The sequence below is a fragment of the Pseudoalteromonas sp. SR43-2 genome (genome assembly GCF_014163885.1).
Lineage (GTDB): Bacteria > Pseudomonadota > Gammaproteobacteria > Enterobacterales > Alteromonadaceae > Pseudoalteromonas > Pseudoalteromonas distincta.
In genome coordinates, this window is sequence record NZ_JACJED010000008.1 from 133,763 (window position 1) to 149,708 (window position 15,946).

A 15,946-nucleotide genomic window follows, 5' to 3' on the forward strand; every position below is an offset into this window, starting at 1 on the left:
CCTGAGTACTTTTTTATAATCCCTCCTAAATAAATACTTAGGTGCGCGTGATGATTAAACTTCCACAATGGGATGAAACCCTAATAAACAAATATAATGTGTCTGGTCCGCGTTATACCTCTTATCCCACGGCTTTATCACTGCGTGACGGATATCAGCAACAAGACCTACTAAGCGCTATAGAATCGTCAACAAGTCGCTCTCTTTCTTTATATATTCACATCCCGTTTTGTAGTCAGCTTTGCTACTACTGTGGCTGTAATAAAATAATTACCCGTCATCAATCTAAGGCAGATACGTATCTCGACTTTTTAGCAAAAGAAATTACTGCCCAAGCGCCTTTATTTAAAAGCTACACGGTTGAGCAATTACATTTAGGTGGCGGTACTCCCACCTTTTTAACCGCAAAACAAATGACCCGTTTAATTAAGCTTTTAGAACAACACTTTAATTTTACACGCACGACAGAGCGCGGCATTGAAATAGACCCACGCTCACTTGCCGATAATATGCTTGTTGATTTAAGGATGCTTGGCTTTAACCGCATCTCGTTTGGGATTCAAGACTTTAACGATGACGTGCAACTTGCTGTTAATCGCCCACAAAATGCAGATACCGTTAAGCAATTAATTACACAAGCTCGCGAGCTGGGATTTCAATCTATTAATGCAGATATGATTTACGGGCTTCCTCTGCAAACACCACAAAGCTTTAAACAAACTATAGAGCAACTCATTAAGCTAAGCCCTGACAGAGTATCAGTGTTTAACTACGCGCATTTACCAGAGCGCTTTGCCGCACAGCGTAAGATTAAAGATGCAGATTTACCCAGTGCACATAATAAGCTCACCATGTTTAAAAATACGCTGAAGCAGATGACGCAAGCAGGCTATCAATTTATTGGTATGGACCATTTTGCAAAAACTGATAATGAACTAGCTGTTGCGCAAAATGAAGGCAAGTTACATCGTAACTTTCAAGGTTATACAACCCATGGAAATTGTGATTTATTAGGTTTAGGCGTGTCATCAATTTCACAAATTGGCACCGCCATTTTACAAAATCAAAAAGAATTAAAACATTATTACCACAGCGTAGAAACACAAAGCGGCAGTGCTCTTAATAAAGGAATGCACTTAACACATGATGATGTAACTCGTGCTGATGCAATTAAACAGCTCATTTGCCAATTTGAATTAGATATACAAAGCTTTAGTGAAAAACACGCGCTTATATTTAATGACTACTTTGAGGATGCATTAGTAGCGCTGGCGCCACTTATAAAAGATGAACTAGTCACTATAATTGATAATAAAATTAGCGTAACACCACGCGGGAACTTATTCATTCGTATTATTTGTATGTGCTTCGATGCTCACTTACAAAAACAAATTAACGCAACGCGCTTTTCAAGGGTGATTTAGCCTGAACTCTGGGTAATAAATACATCGGCACAAAAAAAGCAGACCTAGGTCTGCTTTTTGTATTTAAGTTGTAGCTTTAATTAAAAACGACTTTATCGCTACCTGGAGCGGCTTTAAACTCGATGATAATTTTAGCGCAATCCGCTTTAACTTCATCTTTAAGTGTTTTTTCAGCTTGCCAGCGAGCCTTATCTAGCTTAAAAATCTCTTTTTTAGAGTATTTTTTGCGTGCATCGTGCGTCGGCATTTCTTTAACTACCTGATACATTTTATAAATACCAGGATACTGCGTCGTTAAACCACGCTCGCTTTCAAAGGCATACTGAGACATAAGTACCCAGATGCGTAAACAGCCTTCAGAAAACTCACACTGCTCTTCATTCATTGCACGTGCGATTAAATGAATACTATCGGCTAGTTTTGCGTTTCGCTTTAAACGCGACTTTTCAAGCTTTTGCTTTTGTTCAGCCTGCGTTTTAGCAATTAACTTTTTTTGCGCATTTAACTTATACAGCAACTGACCCGCATAAAATGCCAAACCAGCTATGATAGCAGCGCCTAAAAGTAAGGCTAAAATTTCCGAGGTACTCATTATTTATCCTTACTATTTGTCGTCTTCATCTAACCATTCGTTGGCTAAATCATCAGATAAGTATTGATCGAAATCAGAACTGCCTTGGCTTTCAAGGTCATCTTCAAACTCGTCTTCGTCCTCATCTTCAATACCAAGAATTTCACATAACGCCTGATGACGGGCAATGCGACTATTAAAGTACTTAGCATCTTTACCTGTTAGCATTTCACCTTTTTCATGACGCTCTACTAATTTAAGTAAACGTTCATCATTCTCAAGTGCTTCTAGCTCTTGTTCAGGTGTAAATTCAGGCTCGATTACTTTTTTCAGCTCAATAGTTGGCTTTAAGTTGCGTTTCATTTCAACTTTAGGCTCCGGCGCGGTTGCGATTAACGGCACAGGCTTTTTACTGCCTACACGCTTATCTTTAGGCGCGTGATTACTATTTTGGCTTTCGCTATCTAGTAAATCTGGCGCATTACGAGAACCGGGCTTTGCGCCTTTAGTTTTTTTAACTCGCTGCTCTTTTAATGCGCGCATTTCTTTAAGCTTATCTTGGCTTAAACGAACAGGTCCGTTTGCTGGGCTTTTGCGTGACTTTTTAGTTCTACTCATATCTTGATCATCTCACTTAAGAGGTTTTGAGCGAAGCGCAAATTAATGGGCATCGCAGTGCTGGCCTAGCCAGAAGAATTCAGTTTGCGCTATAGAGGTTGGGTTTCTCATTTAAAAGCGCCTTAGCTAATTAATCGCTAATTTTAAACGGTGGGTATTGTAACAGGACAAATAAAAAGGCGGTAGAGAAAACATCTCTACCGCCTGCTAATCTGAGCGCCATTATCTGGACACTTCTCCCTTCGACTTTTTTTAGTCTTTATTATTTTTATTATTATCAGTCCGTATTGTTATTATTTTTACGTTCCTTGTTACATTCCATTTTGTTTTTGTTATTAAACTTCCATGAGTTTTTATTATTTTCGGTCATCCTGACACTTTTTTATTATTTCCTTTAGTAGCACCAATCTTGTGCTATGTAGTCATGCCGCGCCACTTTCCTTATAGCTTGTTTCCGTTTTGTTATTGTTCTTTTGCGACAGTGGTTAATTTACTCGTTAATGATTTTGTTACAACTGGTTTATATAACTTTTATTATACTTATTACATTTCAAAATAAAATAAACAATAAAATACAATAGGTTAATGATGAATAAAAAATAAAAAGAAGACTTTTCTCACACTCTCGCATGGTCAATGTCTTACATTTTAACGGGTGATATCGTTAATTTTACGCACAAAAAAAGCAGCCAAGGCTGCTTTTTTGTAAAACATTGTAGTGTATTTATTATTAATTGCTAAATAAATACGACTTTAGTGTAAACCGCCTAAGTACTGAGAAAGTACTTCAATATCTTTATCTGTTAATTTCTTCGCTATATCGCCCATCATGCCATTTAAGTCATTGTGACGAGTTCCATCACGGAATTTTTCAAGTTGAGACTTGATATATCCAGGATGCTGAAAAGAAATTTTTGGAAACTTAGCAAGTGACGAGCCATTACCACGTGGACCATGACATGCTGCACATGATGGAATTCCACGCTCCGCATCGCCTGCTTTAAAGAGCATTTCGCCAACTTCAACAACATCTTTAGGTGTAGCACCTTCAGTCATGTTCATTGAAGAAAAATAAGCAGCTAGATCTTTCATGTCTTGCTCGCTAAGTGGCATAGCCATAGCGCTCATTACTGGATCCATACGCCCTTCTTTGCCGCCTGACGTCATACCTAATTTTAAATCCTGAAGTTGCTTAAGGATATAATCTGGATGTTGACCTGCAATTTTAGGGTAAATATTAACCGGTGCATTACCGTCTGGGCCGTGACAAGCCGCACACGTTGCTGATTTTTCTTTACCTGCGTTTACATCGCCATCAAATGCTGTTGCGTTGCTTGCTGACAACGCACCAAGCAATATTGTTAAAGATAGTGCTATTTTTTTCATGGTGAATTCTCTGTTTCCGACCCTGTATCATCTACAATCGTGATGTTGTAATACATATATTCTACACGATAATAAATTCTCTGGCACGTTTTCTACACATATTAAGCTTATAATTTACAGGGTTTTGACTTAGATTAAGCTTTAACATGTTTTAAATGTACCATAGGTGCTGTTTTTAGGTGGTTAAATACGCTTTTTAATACATCCTTTATAGTATAAAATACGCGCCCTGAGTGAATTTGGTTTACTCAATGTTATTTATTTAAGTTTTAGGAGAGCCTGTGCTCAAATCTCGTATCAAATATAATACTGCGTCTTTCGTAACAAGCGCTCCCGACATTACTAAATTACCTGCTGATACGGGAATTGAAGTTGCGTTTGCCGGTCGCTCCAATGCAGGTAAGTCGAGTGCATTAAATGCATTAACCGATCAGAAGCTAGCACGTACAAGTAAAACACCTGGACGTACTCAGCTAATCAATACATTCGATTTAGCGGATGTTGACGATATGCGCCTTATCGATTTACCAGGCTATGGCTTTGCTAAAGTACCAATCGAAATGAAAAAGAAATGGCAAAAGTCGTTAGGTGAATATCTGCAAAAGCGTCAGAGCTTAAAAGGTATTGTTATTTTAATGGATATTCGTCATCCATTAAAAGATTTAGACCGTGATTTAATTAACTGGGCAATTGGTAGTGAAATTCCAGTATTGGCACTATTAACTAAAGCCGACAAACTAAAGCAAGGCCCTCGTAAATCACAAGTACTGCAAGTTCGCCGTGAATTAAGCACGCTTGATGGCGATATTACAGTTCATGCGTTTTCATCATTAAAGGGCACCGGTTTACCAGAAGTAGCTAAAAAGCTAGATGAATGGTTTTTAGGTCCTATTATTGCTGTACCACCTACCGATGAAACAATCACAGACGAAACCAACCCAGAGGCTTAAACGCTGGCGTTACGATAAATAAAACTGCTTTCCTGCAGATTTAATAAAATAGCCGAGCTTATCAGACTCGGCTTTTTCAGCCCACTGATAAAATACACTGCGTGAAACTCGCGCACTACAACCATACGGTAGCTTTAAATAAGGCACCTTTGAACCATTGTAGTCTTTTATATACAAAGGCTGCTGAGCGCTCACTAGCCACTGCCTAGCTAAATTATCAATACAACACAACACTTGCCCTTGCGCTGTATTTTCAAAACGCCAATCAACAATAATAAACGGCGCATCTTCAACCGTTATTGTTATTTTTTCGACAGGGGTTTTTAAATAAAATTGCTCATCTTCTTTACACAATACAGAAGCAAACAGCTTCACCATGGCTGGGCGTGTTATTTCGCTGCCATCGTAAAACCATTTCCCTTCATTATTAATAACAATTGGCAGCTCCCCACAATGGTTAGGCTGCCAACTATCAAAAGGTTTGCTTGGCTCGCTTAATCGCTTGCTAAGCTCACTTAAAGAAATCACTGTTTTTTAAGTGTTATTGCAAATGTAACAGGTACTGCTGTTGCAATTGAAGGTAAACCCGCTAGCTCTTGCAGCTTTTTAACGCCTTCGGTTACACCAAAATCATCACTATTAATAATAATAGGTGTTAATGATGATACCGTTAAATCACCACTTTGCGTGCTGTTAACGAGTACATCAATTGCCAATGGTTTTTTATTACCATGAAAATCAAGCTCAGCTTTAATACCCTTCAATACATATTGACCAGGCTTTTTGATATTACTTAGCTCTTTAGCTAAATTTGCAGTTAAAACAGCATTAGGGAATTTAGCCGCTTCGAATAAAAATGTAGCTAAACGCTCATTACGAATAGGGATTAGAGTTTCGGCTGATGTTAAATCAACATTAACGCTAAACTCACCTTTATCAGAAAGCATACCTTCAAGGTTAGTAAAATGGTGAGCTTCAGCAATCGAATCTTTTTTAATTGAAACAAAGCTTAGTTGGCTTTTATCATTCACTAGCTGCCAATTGGCCTGAGCAACATTAGAAATAACTAAACTTGATAAAGAAAAACCTGCAATAGCTAATGCTTTAAACATAACGCACTCCTTAGTAATAAAATGAAAAGAATAAAAATGATAGCACTTCGATGGTATCACCTGCGATGTACCCAAACCACCTCGAAGTGACGAATGAACAATACAATTGGTATAGCGCAAAAAAGAATTAATTAGATAGGATTTTTAGGCATAAAACAAAAAACGGCCCACCAAACAAGTTGGTAGGCCGGTATAGCAAACTGGGGAGAAGCTATCAATTTGTTGCACCCTTTCAGATGCATCATCAACAGGATGTCCTACAGGATAGGACAGGCGGGACTTTAACAAAAGCACGCATTAAAATACAATCATATTCCTGTAAAACAGCTCGAATTGACGAACATATAACTATTTAATACAAATAGTTGCTTAAATTAACCTTATTTTAACTAAAGCTTGCATATAGCTAATTAAATAGCTGTTATTCGCCTTTTTATTAAACATAAAAAAAGCGCCAAAAGGCGCTTTAATTAAAATGCTCAAATTGCATTAATGGGCTTGTTCCCAGTTGTCACCTTCGTCGGCTTCAACAATAAGCGGCACATCAAGCGCTGCAGCTTGCGACATCAGCTCACAAATATGTTTTGTATATTCAGGTGCGCAGTCTGTTTTAATTTCAAATACCAATTCATCGTGTACTTGCATAAGTAACTTAATCGTATTTGGCGCTTGTTCGTGTACCCAGCGGTTAACGCTCAGCATTGCCTTTTTAATAATATCAGCAGCAGTACCTTGCATTGGCGCATTAATAGCAGCACGTTCGGCTCCTTTTCTGCGCGCCCCATTACGTGCGTTTATTTCTGGCAAATGTAGGCGGCGACCAAATATTGTTTCAACATAGCCATTTTCAGCCGCTTTTTCACGTGTTGTTTCCATGTACTCTAATACACCTGGAAAACGCTCAAAGTACTTATCTATGTAATGCTGCGCTTCATGGCGTGGCACATCTAGTTGACGTGCTAAACCAAATGCAGACATACCGTAAATTAAGCCAAAGTTTACTGCTTTCGCCTTGCGGCGCATATCGGTAGTTACATCATCAAGCTCGACACCAAATACTTCAGCGGCAGTTGCACTGTGTACATCTAAGCCGTTAGCAAATGCATTTAATAGACCTTTGTCTTGTGAAAGGTGCGCCATAATACGCAGCTCAATTTGGCTGTAATCGGCAGCGACAATTTTATAACCATCTGCAGCTATAAACGCTTCACGAATTCGACGCCCTTCTTCTGAACGAATAGGAATATTTTGTAAATTAGGATCGGTTGAACTCAAGCGCCCCGTTGCTGTAATTGCCTGATGATAAGACGTATGTACACGCTGGGTTTTCTCATTCACCATTAATGGTAATTTATCGGTATAAGTTGATTTAAGCTTTGATAAACCACGATGCTCTATAATTACTTTAGGTAGTGGATAATCATGAGCAAGCTCTTGCAATACTTCTTCTGCGGTAGAAGGTGCACCTTTAGGTGTTTTTTTGATAATAGGCAGCCCAAGCTTTTCAAACAACAGTACTTGTAGTTGCTTAGGAGAGCTTAAATTAAATGGTTCGCCTGCTATTTCAAATGCTTCTTTTTCAAGCTCAATTAAACGCTCGCCTAATCGTTGGCTGTGTGCTGCAAGCATATTGCTATCTATTGCAACGCCGGTTCGTTCAATATCAGAAATCACACTAACAAGTGGCATTTCTATATCTTCGAATACAGATTTTAGCTTTTCATCAGCCGCTATTTTTGGCCAAAGCACTTCATGTAGGCGCAAAGTAATATCGGCATCTTCTGCAGCGTAAGGCGCAGCTTTTTCAAGTTCAATTTGGTTGAAGGTAAGTTGCTTTTTACCTTTGCCAGCAATATCTTCAAAGCTAATATTTTTATGACCTAGATATTTAAGTGCTAGCGAGTCCATATCGTGGCGTGTACCCACACTATTAAATACGTATGACTCAAGCATGGTGTCAAACTTAATACCGTTTAGCGCAAAACCTGCATTCGCTAATACACTTTTGTCGTATTTAAGGTTTTGCCCTACTTTAGCTTTGTTTTCATCGGCCAAAATTGGACCTAGCTTTTGCATTACAAATTCCAGACTTAATTGCTCAGGCGCACCCGGGTAGTCATGCGCTAGAGGTAAATACACAGCTTCACCCGCTTTTACGGCAAAACTCATACCCACTAATTGCGCTTTCATATAATCAAGGCTGGTAGTTTCTGTATCAAATGCAAATAACTCGGCACTATTTAATTGCTCTATTAACGTATCAAATTGCGCTTGCGTTAAAATAGTTTCGTAATGAGCATCTTCTACTTTTGGTAATTCAGTGGCTTCGGTAGGTACAGCTAAATGTGTTTCTGCATCTTTGGGGTTATCTAGTAACTCAGCTAACCAACGACGAAATTCGCACTCACCATATAGTGCAATTAATTCGTCTTTATTTGGCTCTTGTAATTTGAACGTATCAAGATCAGATTCAACTTCAACATCGCACTTAATTGTTGCAAGCTCGTAGCTTAAAGGCAGATGATCGAGAGCTGCAGCTAACTTTTCACCTATTTTACCCTTAATCTCACTTGCGTGATCCATTACACCTTGCAACGAGCCATATTTCTCTAACCACTTAACGGCCGTTTTTGGACCACAGCCTTCAACACCTGGGATATTATCGACCTTATCGCCCATTAGTGCCAAGTAATCGATAATAAGTTCGGGGCCTACACCAAACTTTTCAACTACGGTAACAGGGTCTGAAATACTGTCGGTCATCGTGTTTATTAATGTAACGTGTTCATTTACAAGTTGCGCCATATCTTTATCACCAGTGGAGACAAGGACATGCCGTTTTTGCTCAGTTGCAATGCGTGCAAATGTGCCAATAACATCATCAGCTTCAACGCCTTCGATACTAATTAGCGGAAAACCCATCGCTTTGATAATGCTATGTATTGGTGCTATTTGCGTACGTAAGTCATCCGGCATCGGCGGGCGATTTGCCTTATATTCGCTATACATATCGTTACGGAACGTTTTGCCTTTAGCATCAAATATAACCACCATGTGTGAGGGATCATATTGTCTGATCAAGCTTTTAAGCATGTTGATCACGCCATAAATAGCGCCCGTAGCCTCACCTTTAGAATTAGTTAAATGCGGCGGAGAATGATAAGCACGAAATAAGTATGACGAGCCATCAACTAAAATAAGTGGGTTTTCGGGGATCTGAGCCATGGTGAATTTGGATCCTAAATGCAAAAAATTAAGGTAATTATAAGCATGCCATAAGGTAGTAAATAAAACGACTGTGAATTACTGTTTATCGTGTTATTAAAACTAGAGCAAGCTGTGGATAAGTGTGTAGATAACAGCCACGAGCTATTCTTCCAAAGCATTATAAAATGCCTAGAAAATACTTTAACTGTATGTTTTAATTTAAAAAAGATAATACGAGGTTCTTTTTTTATTATTTTAAACCAATGTGGAAAAAGGTTTTCTAACGACTACTTCTGTTGTTATTCACTTTGATTATTCGCGTCCATTTAAATAACCGGAGGAGTATTCTAGCACAATGGATCGAAGATCATAGCGATCCTTTATAATTTTTTTAAAGGCAAAGTGATCGCAAATGGCATAAACCGCAAAACGACTTGCACTGCGAATGATTTTTGTACTAAAAATTTATTTTCGCGAGAAATTTTGAGCATGTTAAACTTCATCCGATCGACTTATAAAAAAGACTTTAGGGGCACAAAAGCATGAAAAACGTAGCAGTAATATTAGCAGGGTCTGGTGTGTACGATGGTAGTGAAATTAATGAAGCAATTTTAACTTTATTACATATAGCCAAAAATGGCGCAACGTATCAGTGTTTTGCACCAGATATTGAGCAACTTCATACCATTAACCATTTAACAGGTGAAGTAATGTCTGATAAACGCAATGTATTAACAGAAGCTGCTCGCATTGCACGAGGTGACATTAAATCACTGATTGAACTAGACGTGACTCAGTTTGACGCATTAATTGTACCTGGCGGTTTCGGTGCTGCAAAAAACTTATGCGATTTTGCAATTAAAGGCGCAAAAGCAAATATCAATCAGGACGTCCTTAATGCTTGTAAATCATTTGCAAAAGCAAATAAGCCTGCAGGTTATATGTGTATTGCACCCGCATTGATCCCATTTATTTACGATAACGCCGCACTTACTATTGGTAACGATGTAGAGACAGCACAAGCGCTAAGCACATTAGGCGCTAAACATATAGATTGTGCGGTTGACGGTGTAGTTATCGATGAGCCAAATAAGTTAGTTACCACCCCTGCTTACATGTTGGCAGAATCGATTCTTGAAGCCGACGCAGGGATCGCAAAACTAGTTAGTAGCGTATTATCAATAAATTGATTTTGATCTTACGATCTAAAAAGTTAATTGTATGACTGATTACGCTTATTAAATTGCTTAACAAAAAACAGTAAATAATTAAATTTTATTGCGTTAACGCAAAAAGTAGTCAGTTTTATTAATAAAAACGGCTCTTAGCATTTTATAAATTGGCTCAGAGAGTTATAATCGGTTTAATTTCCGTCATCTTTAATCGTGATTGATCACGTTCAAATCGAAGTGAGCAAGGCAAAATGAAAAAATTAACAGCTGCAGCATTATTATTGCTAGCAACCACTGCATACGCACAGCCATATGATAACTCTATGACTGAAGATGCAATTAAAGCACGTCTCGCGCCGGTTGGTGCTGTATACCTTGAAGGCGATAAAGCTGCAGTTGCAGCGGCGCCTACAGGTCCTCGCTCTGGTGAGCAAGTATATCAAGGTGCATGTTTTGCATGTCACGGCACTGGTGCACTAGGCGCGCCTAAATCGGCTGACGATTGGGCTCCACGTATTGCTAAAGGTAAAGACACTTTACTTGAGCATGCACTAAATGGCTTTAATGCTATGCCTCCAAAAGGCACGTGTATGGATTGTTCTGATGATGAAATTAGCGCTGCTATCGACTTTATGACATCTAAATAAGCTCGATTGAAATATACAAAAAAGGTTTACTTCGGTAAGCCTTTTTTAATGCCTAAAATAGTGTGTCTAGCTACTGCTTTAGTAGGAATATCAACTTGACGATAAGCACTAAAAGTGAAAGTATAAGGCTAATAACTATACAATAAAAATAGCCGGTTAGATCATTGGAAGATAAACTATCAGTATCGAGTAAATTGGCGTATCAAAATAAACGCCTTAGAGCGCTTCTCGAGAAATACAAACAATCACATCACTTACAAAATGCGCTGATCCAATTATCAGAGCAGGCAAGTACTGTGGCCGAGCTGACCCTGCTATACCCCGCCATCCATGACATTTTACAAAAGTACGTACCTAGTAAAAGTTTTTATGTGGTGCTGCTAAATCAATACAGCCAATCACTAGAACTTTCTTACTTTTCAGATGAAAAAGATGGTATTGCCGTCGCCCTTAACCAATCAAATAGCTTTGATGAAGGCGCCACGGGTTATGTATTTAAACGGGGTAAAACTACATGTTTTACCAAGCAGCAAATGCAAGATGCTGCAGCAGAAGGTTTATTTAAAGCATTAGGCACTCCTGCCGAACATTGGGTAGGCGTACCTGTTTACCAAGAACATAATATTATCGGTGTTTTAGCAGCGCAAAGTTACGATACAAAACAAGGCTATAGCTCACAGCAAATACAATTACTTGAGTTTATGTCGCTTTATTTGGCAACTGCAATAGAGCGTGTAAAAAAACGAGAACTCCTTGAGTCAGAAGTTAAAATTCGCACCCGCGCACTCACTCAAAGTAACGAGGCACTAAACCTTGAAATAGAGCAGCGTAAACACGCACTTCAACGCCAGCAAATTCTATTTAAAATATCTGAGATAGCAACACAAGCTAAAAACCTTGATGACGCTTATTTTAAAATACACGAAATAATAAAAACAATTACCTACGCAGAAAACTTATATATTGCACTTTATGATAAAGAAACAGGGTGGATTAGTTTTCCATATTGTGTAGATGAATTTAAAGAAAATACACAGCCAAGACGATTTGCTAAAGGTTATAGTGAACTGGTAATAAGCACCGAAGAAACACAACTAATACACCCATGTAGAGCAAAAGAATTAATAGAAAGCGGTGTGGTACAACGTTCAGCACCTGTACCAAAAGAGCAAATGGCCACTAGCTGGTTAGGCGCTCCACTTAAAACAGCTCAAGGTGTTATCGGCCTTATTGTTTGCCAAGCCTACGATAACAAACATATTTTCAGCCGAGATGATTGCGAGTTAATTACCTTTGTATCGCATCAAATTGCAGCTGTTTTACAAACAAAGCTCGTCAATCAAGCAATTGCAAAAAGCCATCAAGAACTCGAATTTAGAGTAAACGAAAAAACCAAAGAATTGCGTCAAACTAATCTGCACTTACAAATGCAAATAGATGAGCGAAAAAAAATAGAGCAGCAGCTTTATCATGATGCACATCACGATTCACTAACGAGCTTGCCTAATCGTAGTCTATTTTTAACTCAGCTCGAAAAAACGCTACAACATTATCAACGTTTTCCTGAGCACCACTTTGCTGTTTTGTTTATCGATTTAGATAAATTTAAAGATATTAACGATCAGCTTGGCCACCATGCAGGCGATCAATTTTTAATTAACGTGAGTGAGTTATTTGCCCAATGTATACGCGAGCATGATTTACTAGCACGTTTAGGCGGGGATGAATTTGTTATTTTATTAACGCACTTAACTGAGCCTCAACAAGCAGAAGATGTTGCAAATCGTATTATAGATTTAATGAAAAAACCCTTTTATCTCAAAGGTGAGTCTTTACAAAGTGGCGCAAGTATAGGGATAACCTACTCAAAGAAAAGCTATACGCATACAGATGAAATTATTCGTGATGCCGATGCCGCCATGTATCACGCCAAAAACTCAGGAAAAAATCGTTACGAGTTATTTCATCCGCTATTAACGCAATCAATACCTGCGCAGACTCTAAAAGCACAACATCACCTTGATATATTACCTATGAGTTTTAGAAGCTCAGAAATAATTACGCTTGATGAGCAACAACAGTCTGAATCTTTATTTGAAGCATTTGGTGAACACCCAATACTTGGCTTTACTAGCTTTGATATTTTGAAAAAGTTTGCATCAGATAAAGAGCAGCATCTGCAAGTAGAGTTACAACTATTACAACGCGCCTATGCACAAGCAATTACTGCAAATGTAGCTATGGCATTGGTTCCTTGCTCTGGTTTGCTACTTGAGGAACACGAATTTGTTTTATTTACAGATACGCTAAATAAACAACAAGGACAAAGCCAACTCTGTTTATTATTTGATGAACAAGAAATTCGCCACGCATGCGCAACGCAAATAAAAAACCTCAAAACGCTATCACAACTTGGTTATTCAATTGGTTTAAACAATTTTGCTAAAGACAGGTGCGAACTTAATTTACTAACCGATATTAATTTTGATTATTTACTACTTAGCTCGACCTTTAGTAAACGTGTTTTACAACAAGAAAGTTACGATTTTCAGCTACAGGGCGTGCTTGCAATTACAAAGCTCAAAGCAATGAAAGTCATTGCTAAAGGCCCATCAATACTTAATTTTAGAGCTTTATTAGATAAACACGGTTTGGCATTTTTTGTAGGTAAACAACACGCTTTAGTATGCTCTGAGTTACCTGAAGTGCAAGCAACCCAGTCTTTATAAAGTTAGCCTGAGGTATTACTCAGGCTTTTTAAACATGGCGCGAAGGTTAGCGACTCTTGCTTGGCCTTTTTCCATGCGCTCTGCTTGGGTATTTGGCGCCTTTTTGTTTTCGAACGCAAGATCGTCCTGCGGTAACTCTTGTACAAATCGGCTTAATTCAGTTTGCAAGGTTTCACCGAATTGACGACGTATTTTTGCATAAGTAAGTGTTAACTCCTGCTGCGCACGAGTAATACCAACATAAGCTAAGCGACGTTCTTCATCTACGTTGTCCTCATCAATACTTACCTGATGCGGAAGTAAACCCTCTTCCATACCCACCATAAATACGTACGGGTACTCTAAACCCTTTGATGCATGTAGTGTTGATAAGTGCACTGCATCGGTTTCATCTTCTTCTTCGTTACGCTCAAGCATATCGCGAAGGGTTAGCTTGCTAACAACCTCGGCTAATGTCATTGGTTCGTTGTCGGCATCACCGGTCAACATATCTGTTATCCAACGATACAGCTCTGATACGTTTTTCATACGCATTTCAGCCGCTTTTGCACTCGGTGACGACTCGTACAAATATGCCTCGTAATTAATATTACGCACTAAGTCTTTAACAGCTTCGAGCGTATCACCGCGTACTGCGTTATCAGATAGCTCAACAACCCAGCGTGCAAATCCAGCAAGCGCATTAAAGCCACGCCCTTTTAGTCTGTAGCCTAAATCGTTATCAAAACAGGTAGCAAACAAGCTCGCGTGCTTTTCATTAGCAAGCGTACCAAGCTTTTCAAGGGTAACCGTGCCTATTTCGCGTCGCGGTGTATTTACGATACGTAAAAATGCATTGTCATCATCCTGATTAACTAGCAAACGTAAATACGCCATAATATCTTTAATTTCTGAGCGAGCGAAAAACGACATACCGCCACTAATTTTATAAGGGATACGGTTACTCATTAGTGATTTTTCAAAGCCACGTGCTTGATGATTACCACGATATAAAATCGCGTAATCTTTATAGCTGGTTCGCTTCATAAACTTATGTGAAATTATTTCAGCAACCACACGCTCAGATTCATGCTCTTCATCGCGGCACCCTATTACTTTGATCGGCTCACCGTAACCTAGTTCACTAAATAACTTTTTCTCTATGTCATGTGGGTTATTGGCAATTAAAATGTTAGCCGCTTTTAGTATTCGCCCTGCACTTCGATAGTTTTGTTCAAGCTTTATAAGTCTAAGCCCTGGGTAGTCTTTACCTAATAACACTAAGTTTTGCGGGCGAGCACCACGCCATGAGTAAATTGATTGATCGTCATCACCTACCACAGTAAAACGGGCACGCTCGCCTACTAGCAATTTAACAAGTTGATATTGGCTTGTATTGGTATCTTGATACTCATCCACCAGCAAGTATTTAAAGCGTTGCTGCCAGCGCTCACGAGATGTGGCGTTATTAGTAAGTAACAAAGTAGGGATCATAATTAAATCATCAAAATCCAGTGCATTATAAGCACGCAGCTGGTTTTGATAGCGCCCATATAACTGCGCAAACAATGCTTTTTGCGGATCACGCGCTTCGCGTATTGCTTGCTCTGGCAGTACTAATTCGTTTTTCCAACTACCAATTTCCATTTTAAGTAGTTTGAGTAAGTCCTTGTCTTTTTTTAGCTCATCTTCGGTGAGTTCACTAAGAAGCTGATTGGTATCTTGATCATCAAATAGCGAAAAGCCGGGTTTAAACCCTAATGTGCTTAACTCTTTTTTTATTATTTCTAAACCGAGTGTATGAAACGTTGATACCCATAAACCTTTAGCGTCTTGCTTTCCAAGCGTTTGCAGTACTCGTTCACGCATTTCTTTGGCTGCTTTATTGGTAAAAGTAACAGCGGCTATATTTCGCGCTTTGTACTCACATTTTTTCACTAAATAAGCGATTTTATTCGTAATAACACGGGTTTTACCAGAGCCTGCGCCCGCGAGTACTAAGCAGGGACCACTAATATATTTTACGGCTTCATCTTGTTTAGGATTGAGTTTCATAACGACCAAAGAAATTTAAAAGACGCGTAATTTTAACGTAACCATTACAGCGAGCATAGCAATTGCCTTAATTAATTAAGGTAAAGATGATCATGT

General features: G+C 38.8%; 12 protein-coding genes. 5 read left to right on the plus strand and 7 right to left on the minus strand.

Annotated features, from left to right (window positions below; all coding sequences use genetic code 11):
• The first annotated feature begins 50 nt into the window (after positions 1–50).
• A complete protein-coding gene (gene hemN / locus H5120_RS09135) occupies positions 51–1,424 on the plus strand; it encodes an oxygen-independent coproporphyrinogen III oxidase (protein ID WP_182674155.1) in 1,374 nt (457 codons plus the stop codon).
• 76 nt (positions 1,425–1,500) lie between these two features.
• Here the strand turns inward: hemN and H5120_RS09140 are convergent, their stop codons facing one another.
• The 3 genes from H5120_RS09140 to H5120_RS09150 form a co-directional block, all read right to left on the minus strand.
• On the minus strand, positions 1,501–2,016 hold the full coding sequence (locus tag H5120_RS09140; protein WP_182674156.1) for a DUF2489 domain-containing protein: 516 nt from the start codon (positions 2,014–2,016) through the stop codon (positions 1,501–1,503).
• 12 nt (positions 2,017–2,028) lie between these two features.
• Complete coding sequence (gene yihI / locus H5120_RS09145) at positions 2,029–2,613, minus strand: Der GTPase-activating protein YihI (protein WP_182672757.1); 585 nt, start codon at positions 2,611–2,613, stop codon at positions 2,029–2,031.
• A 753-nt stretch (positions 2,614–3,366) separates the two neighbouring features.
• Positions 3,367–3,999, minus strand: a complete 633-nt coding sequence (locus H5120_RS09150; protein ID WP_024596955.1) for a cytochrome c — start codon at positions 3,997–3,999, stop codon at positions 3,367–3,369.
• 281 nt (positions 4,000–4,280) lie between these two features.
• Between H5120_RS09150 and yihA the strand changes: the two genes are divergently transcribed.
• On the plus strand, positions 4,281–4,949 hold the full coding sequence (gene yihA, locus H5120_RS09155) for a ribosome biogenesis GTP-binding protein YihA/YsxC (protein ID WP_024596954.1): 669 nt from the start codon (positions 4,281–4,283) through the stop codon (positions 4,947–4,949).
• Between the two features lie 9 nt (positions 4,950–4,958).
• Here the strand turns inward: yihA and H5120_RS09160 are convergent, their stop codons facing one another.
• The 3 genes from H5120_RS09160 to polA all read right to left on the minus strand — a co-directional run bounded on the left by H5120_RS09160 (position 4,959) and on the right by polA (position 9,286).
• Positions 4,959–5,477 carry a DUF1285 domain-containing protein gene (locus tag H5120_RS09160; RefSeq protein ID WP_024596953.1) on the minus strand — a complete coding sequence of 173 codons (519 nt, stop codon included), beginning with the start codon at positions 5,475–5,477 and terminating at the stop codon, positions 4,959–4,961.
• Positions 5,474–6,061, minus strand: a complete 588-nt coding sequence (locus tag H5120_RS09165) for a YceI family protein (protein WP_024596952.1) — start codon at positions 6,059–6,061, stop codon at positions 5,474–5,476. The genes H5120_RS09160 and H5120_RS09165 overlap by 4 nt, the downstream gene beginning before the upstream one ends.
• A gap of 489 nt (positions 6,062–6,550) precedes the next feature.
• Positions 6,551–9,286: a DNA polymerase I gene (gene polA / locus H5120_RS09170; RefSeq protein WP_138488411.1), complete on the minus strand. Its 2,736-nt coding sequence runs from the start codon at positions 9,284–9,286 to the stop codon at positions 6,551–6,553.
• Positions 9,287–9,810: 524 nt separating this feature from the next.
• On the opposite strand from polA, the gene elbB reads away from it, so the two are divergent.
• The 3 genes from elbB to H5120_RS09185 all read left to right on the plus strand — a co-directional run bounded on the left by elbB (position 9,811) and on the right by H5120_RS09185 (position 13,816).
• The gene (gene elbB, locus H5120_RS09175) at positions 9,811–10,458 is read left to right on the plus strand and encodes an isoprenoid biosynthesis glyoxalase ElbB (protein WP_182674157.1); all 648 of its coding nucleotides are present in this window, start codon (positions 9,811–9,813) and stop codon (positions 10,456–10,458) included.
• Positions 10,459–10,691: 233 nt separating this feature from the next.
• Entirely contained in the window at positions 10,692–11,087 is a 396-nt protein-coding gene (locus H5120_RS09180; RefSeq protein ID WP_002959908.1) for a cytochrome c5 family protein, read from the plus strand.
• 164 nt (positions 11,088–11,251) lie between these two features.
• On the plus strand, positions 11,252–13,816 hold the full coding sequence (locus H5120_RS09185) for a diguanylate cyclase domain-containing protein (protein ID WP_182674158.1): 2,565 nt from the start codon (positions 11,252–11,254) through the stop codon (positions 13,814–13,816).
• Between the two features lie 15 nt (positions 13,817–13,831).
• On the opposite strand, the gene rep is transcribed toward H5120_RS09185, so the two are convergent.
• Positions 13,832–15,850: a DNA helicase Rep gene (gene rep / locus H5120_RS09190; protein WP_182674159.1), complete on the minus strand. Its 2,019-nt coding sequence runs from the start codon at positions 15,848–15,850 to the stop codon at positions 13,832–13,834.
• Between the last annotated feature and the right edge of the window lie 96 nt (positions 15,851–15,946).

What these genes read in the sequence shown, in the direction of transcription:
- H5120_RS09180 (WP_002959908.1), top strand. Translation starts at nt 10,692, where the DNA reads ATGAAAAAATTAACAGCTGCAGCATTATTATTGCTAGCAACCACTGCA.
- H5120_RS09140 (WP_182674156.1), bottom strand. Translation starts at nt 2,016, where the DNA reads ATGAGTACCTCGGAAATTTTAGCCTTACTTTTAGGCGCTGCTATCATA.
- hemN (WP_182674155.1), top strand. Translation starts at nt 51, where the DNA reads ATGATTAAACTTCCACAATGGGATGAAACCCTAATAAACAAATATAAT.
- H5120_RS09150 (WP_024596955.1), bottom strand. Translation starts at nt 3,999, where the DNA reads ATGAAAAAAATAGCACTATCTTTAACAATATTGCTTGGTGCGTTGTCA.
- yihI (WP_182672757.1), bottom strand. Translation starts at nt 2,613, where the DNA reads ATGAGTAGAACTAAAAAGTCACGCAAAAGCCCAGCAAACGGACCTGTT.
- H5120_RS09165 (WP_024596952.1), bottom strand. Translation starts at nt 6,061, where the DNA reads ATGTTTAAAGCATTAGCTATTGCAGGTTTTTCTTTATCAAGTTTAGTT.
- rep (WP_182674159.1), bottom strand. Translation starts at nt 15,850, where the DNA reads ATGAAACTCAATCCTAAACAAGATGAAGCCGTAAAATATATTAGTGGT.
- polA (WP_138488411.1), bottom strand. Translation starts at nt 9,286, where the DNA reads ATGGCTCAGATCCCCGAAAACCCACTTATTTTAGTTGATGGCTCGTCA.
- elbB (WP_182674157.1), top strand. Translation starts at nt 9,811, where the DNA reads ATGAAAAACGTAGCAGTAATATTAGCAGGGTCTGGTGTGTACGATGGT.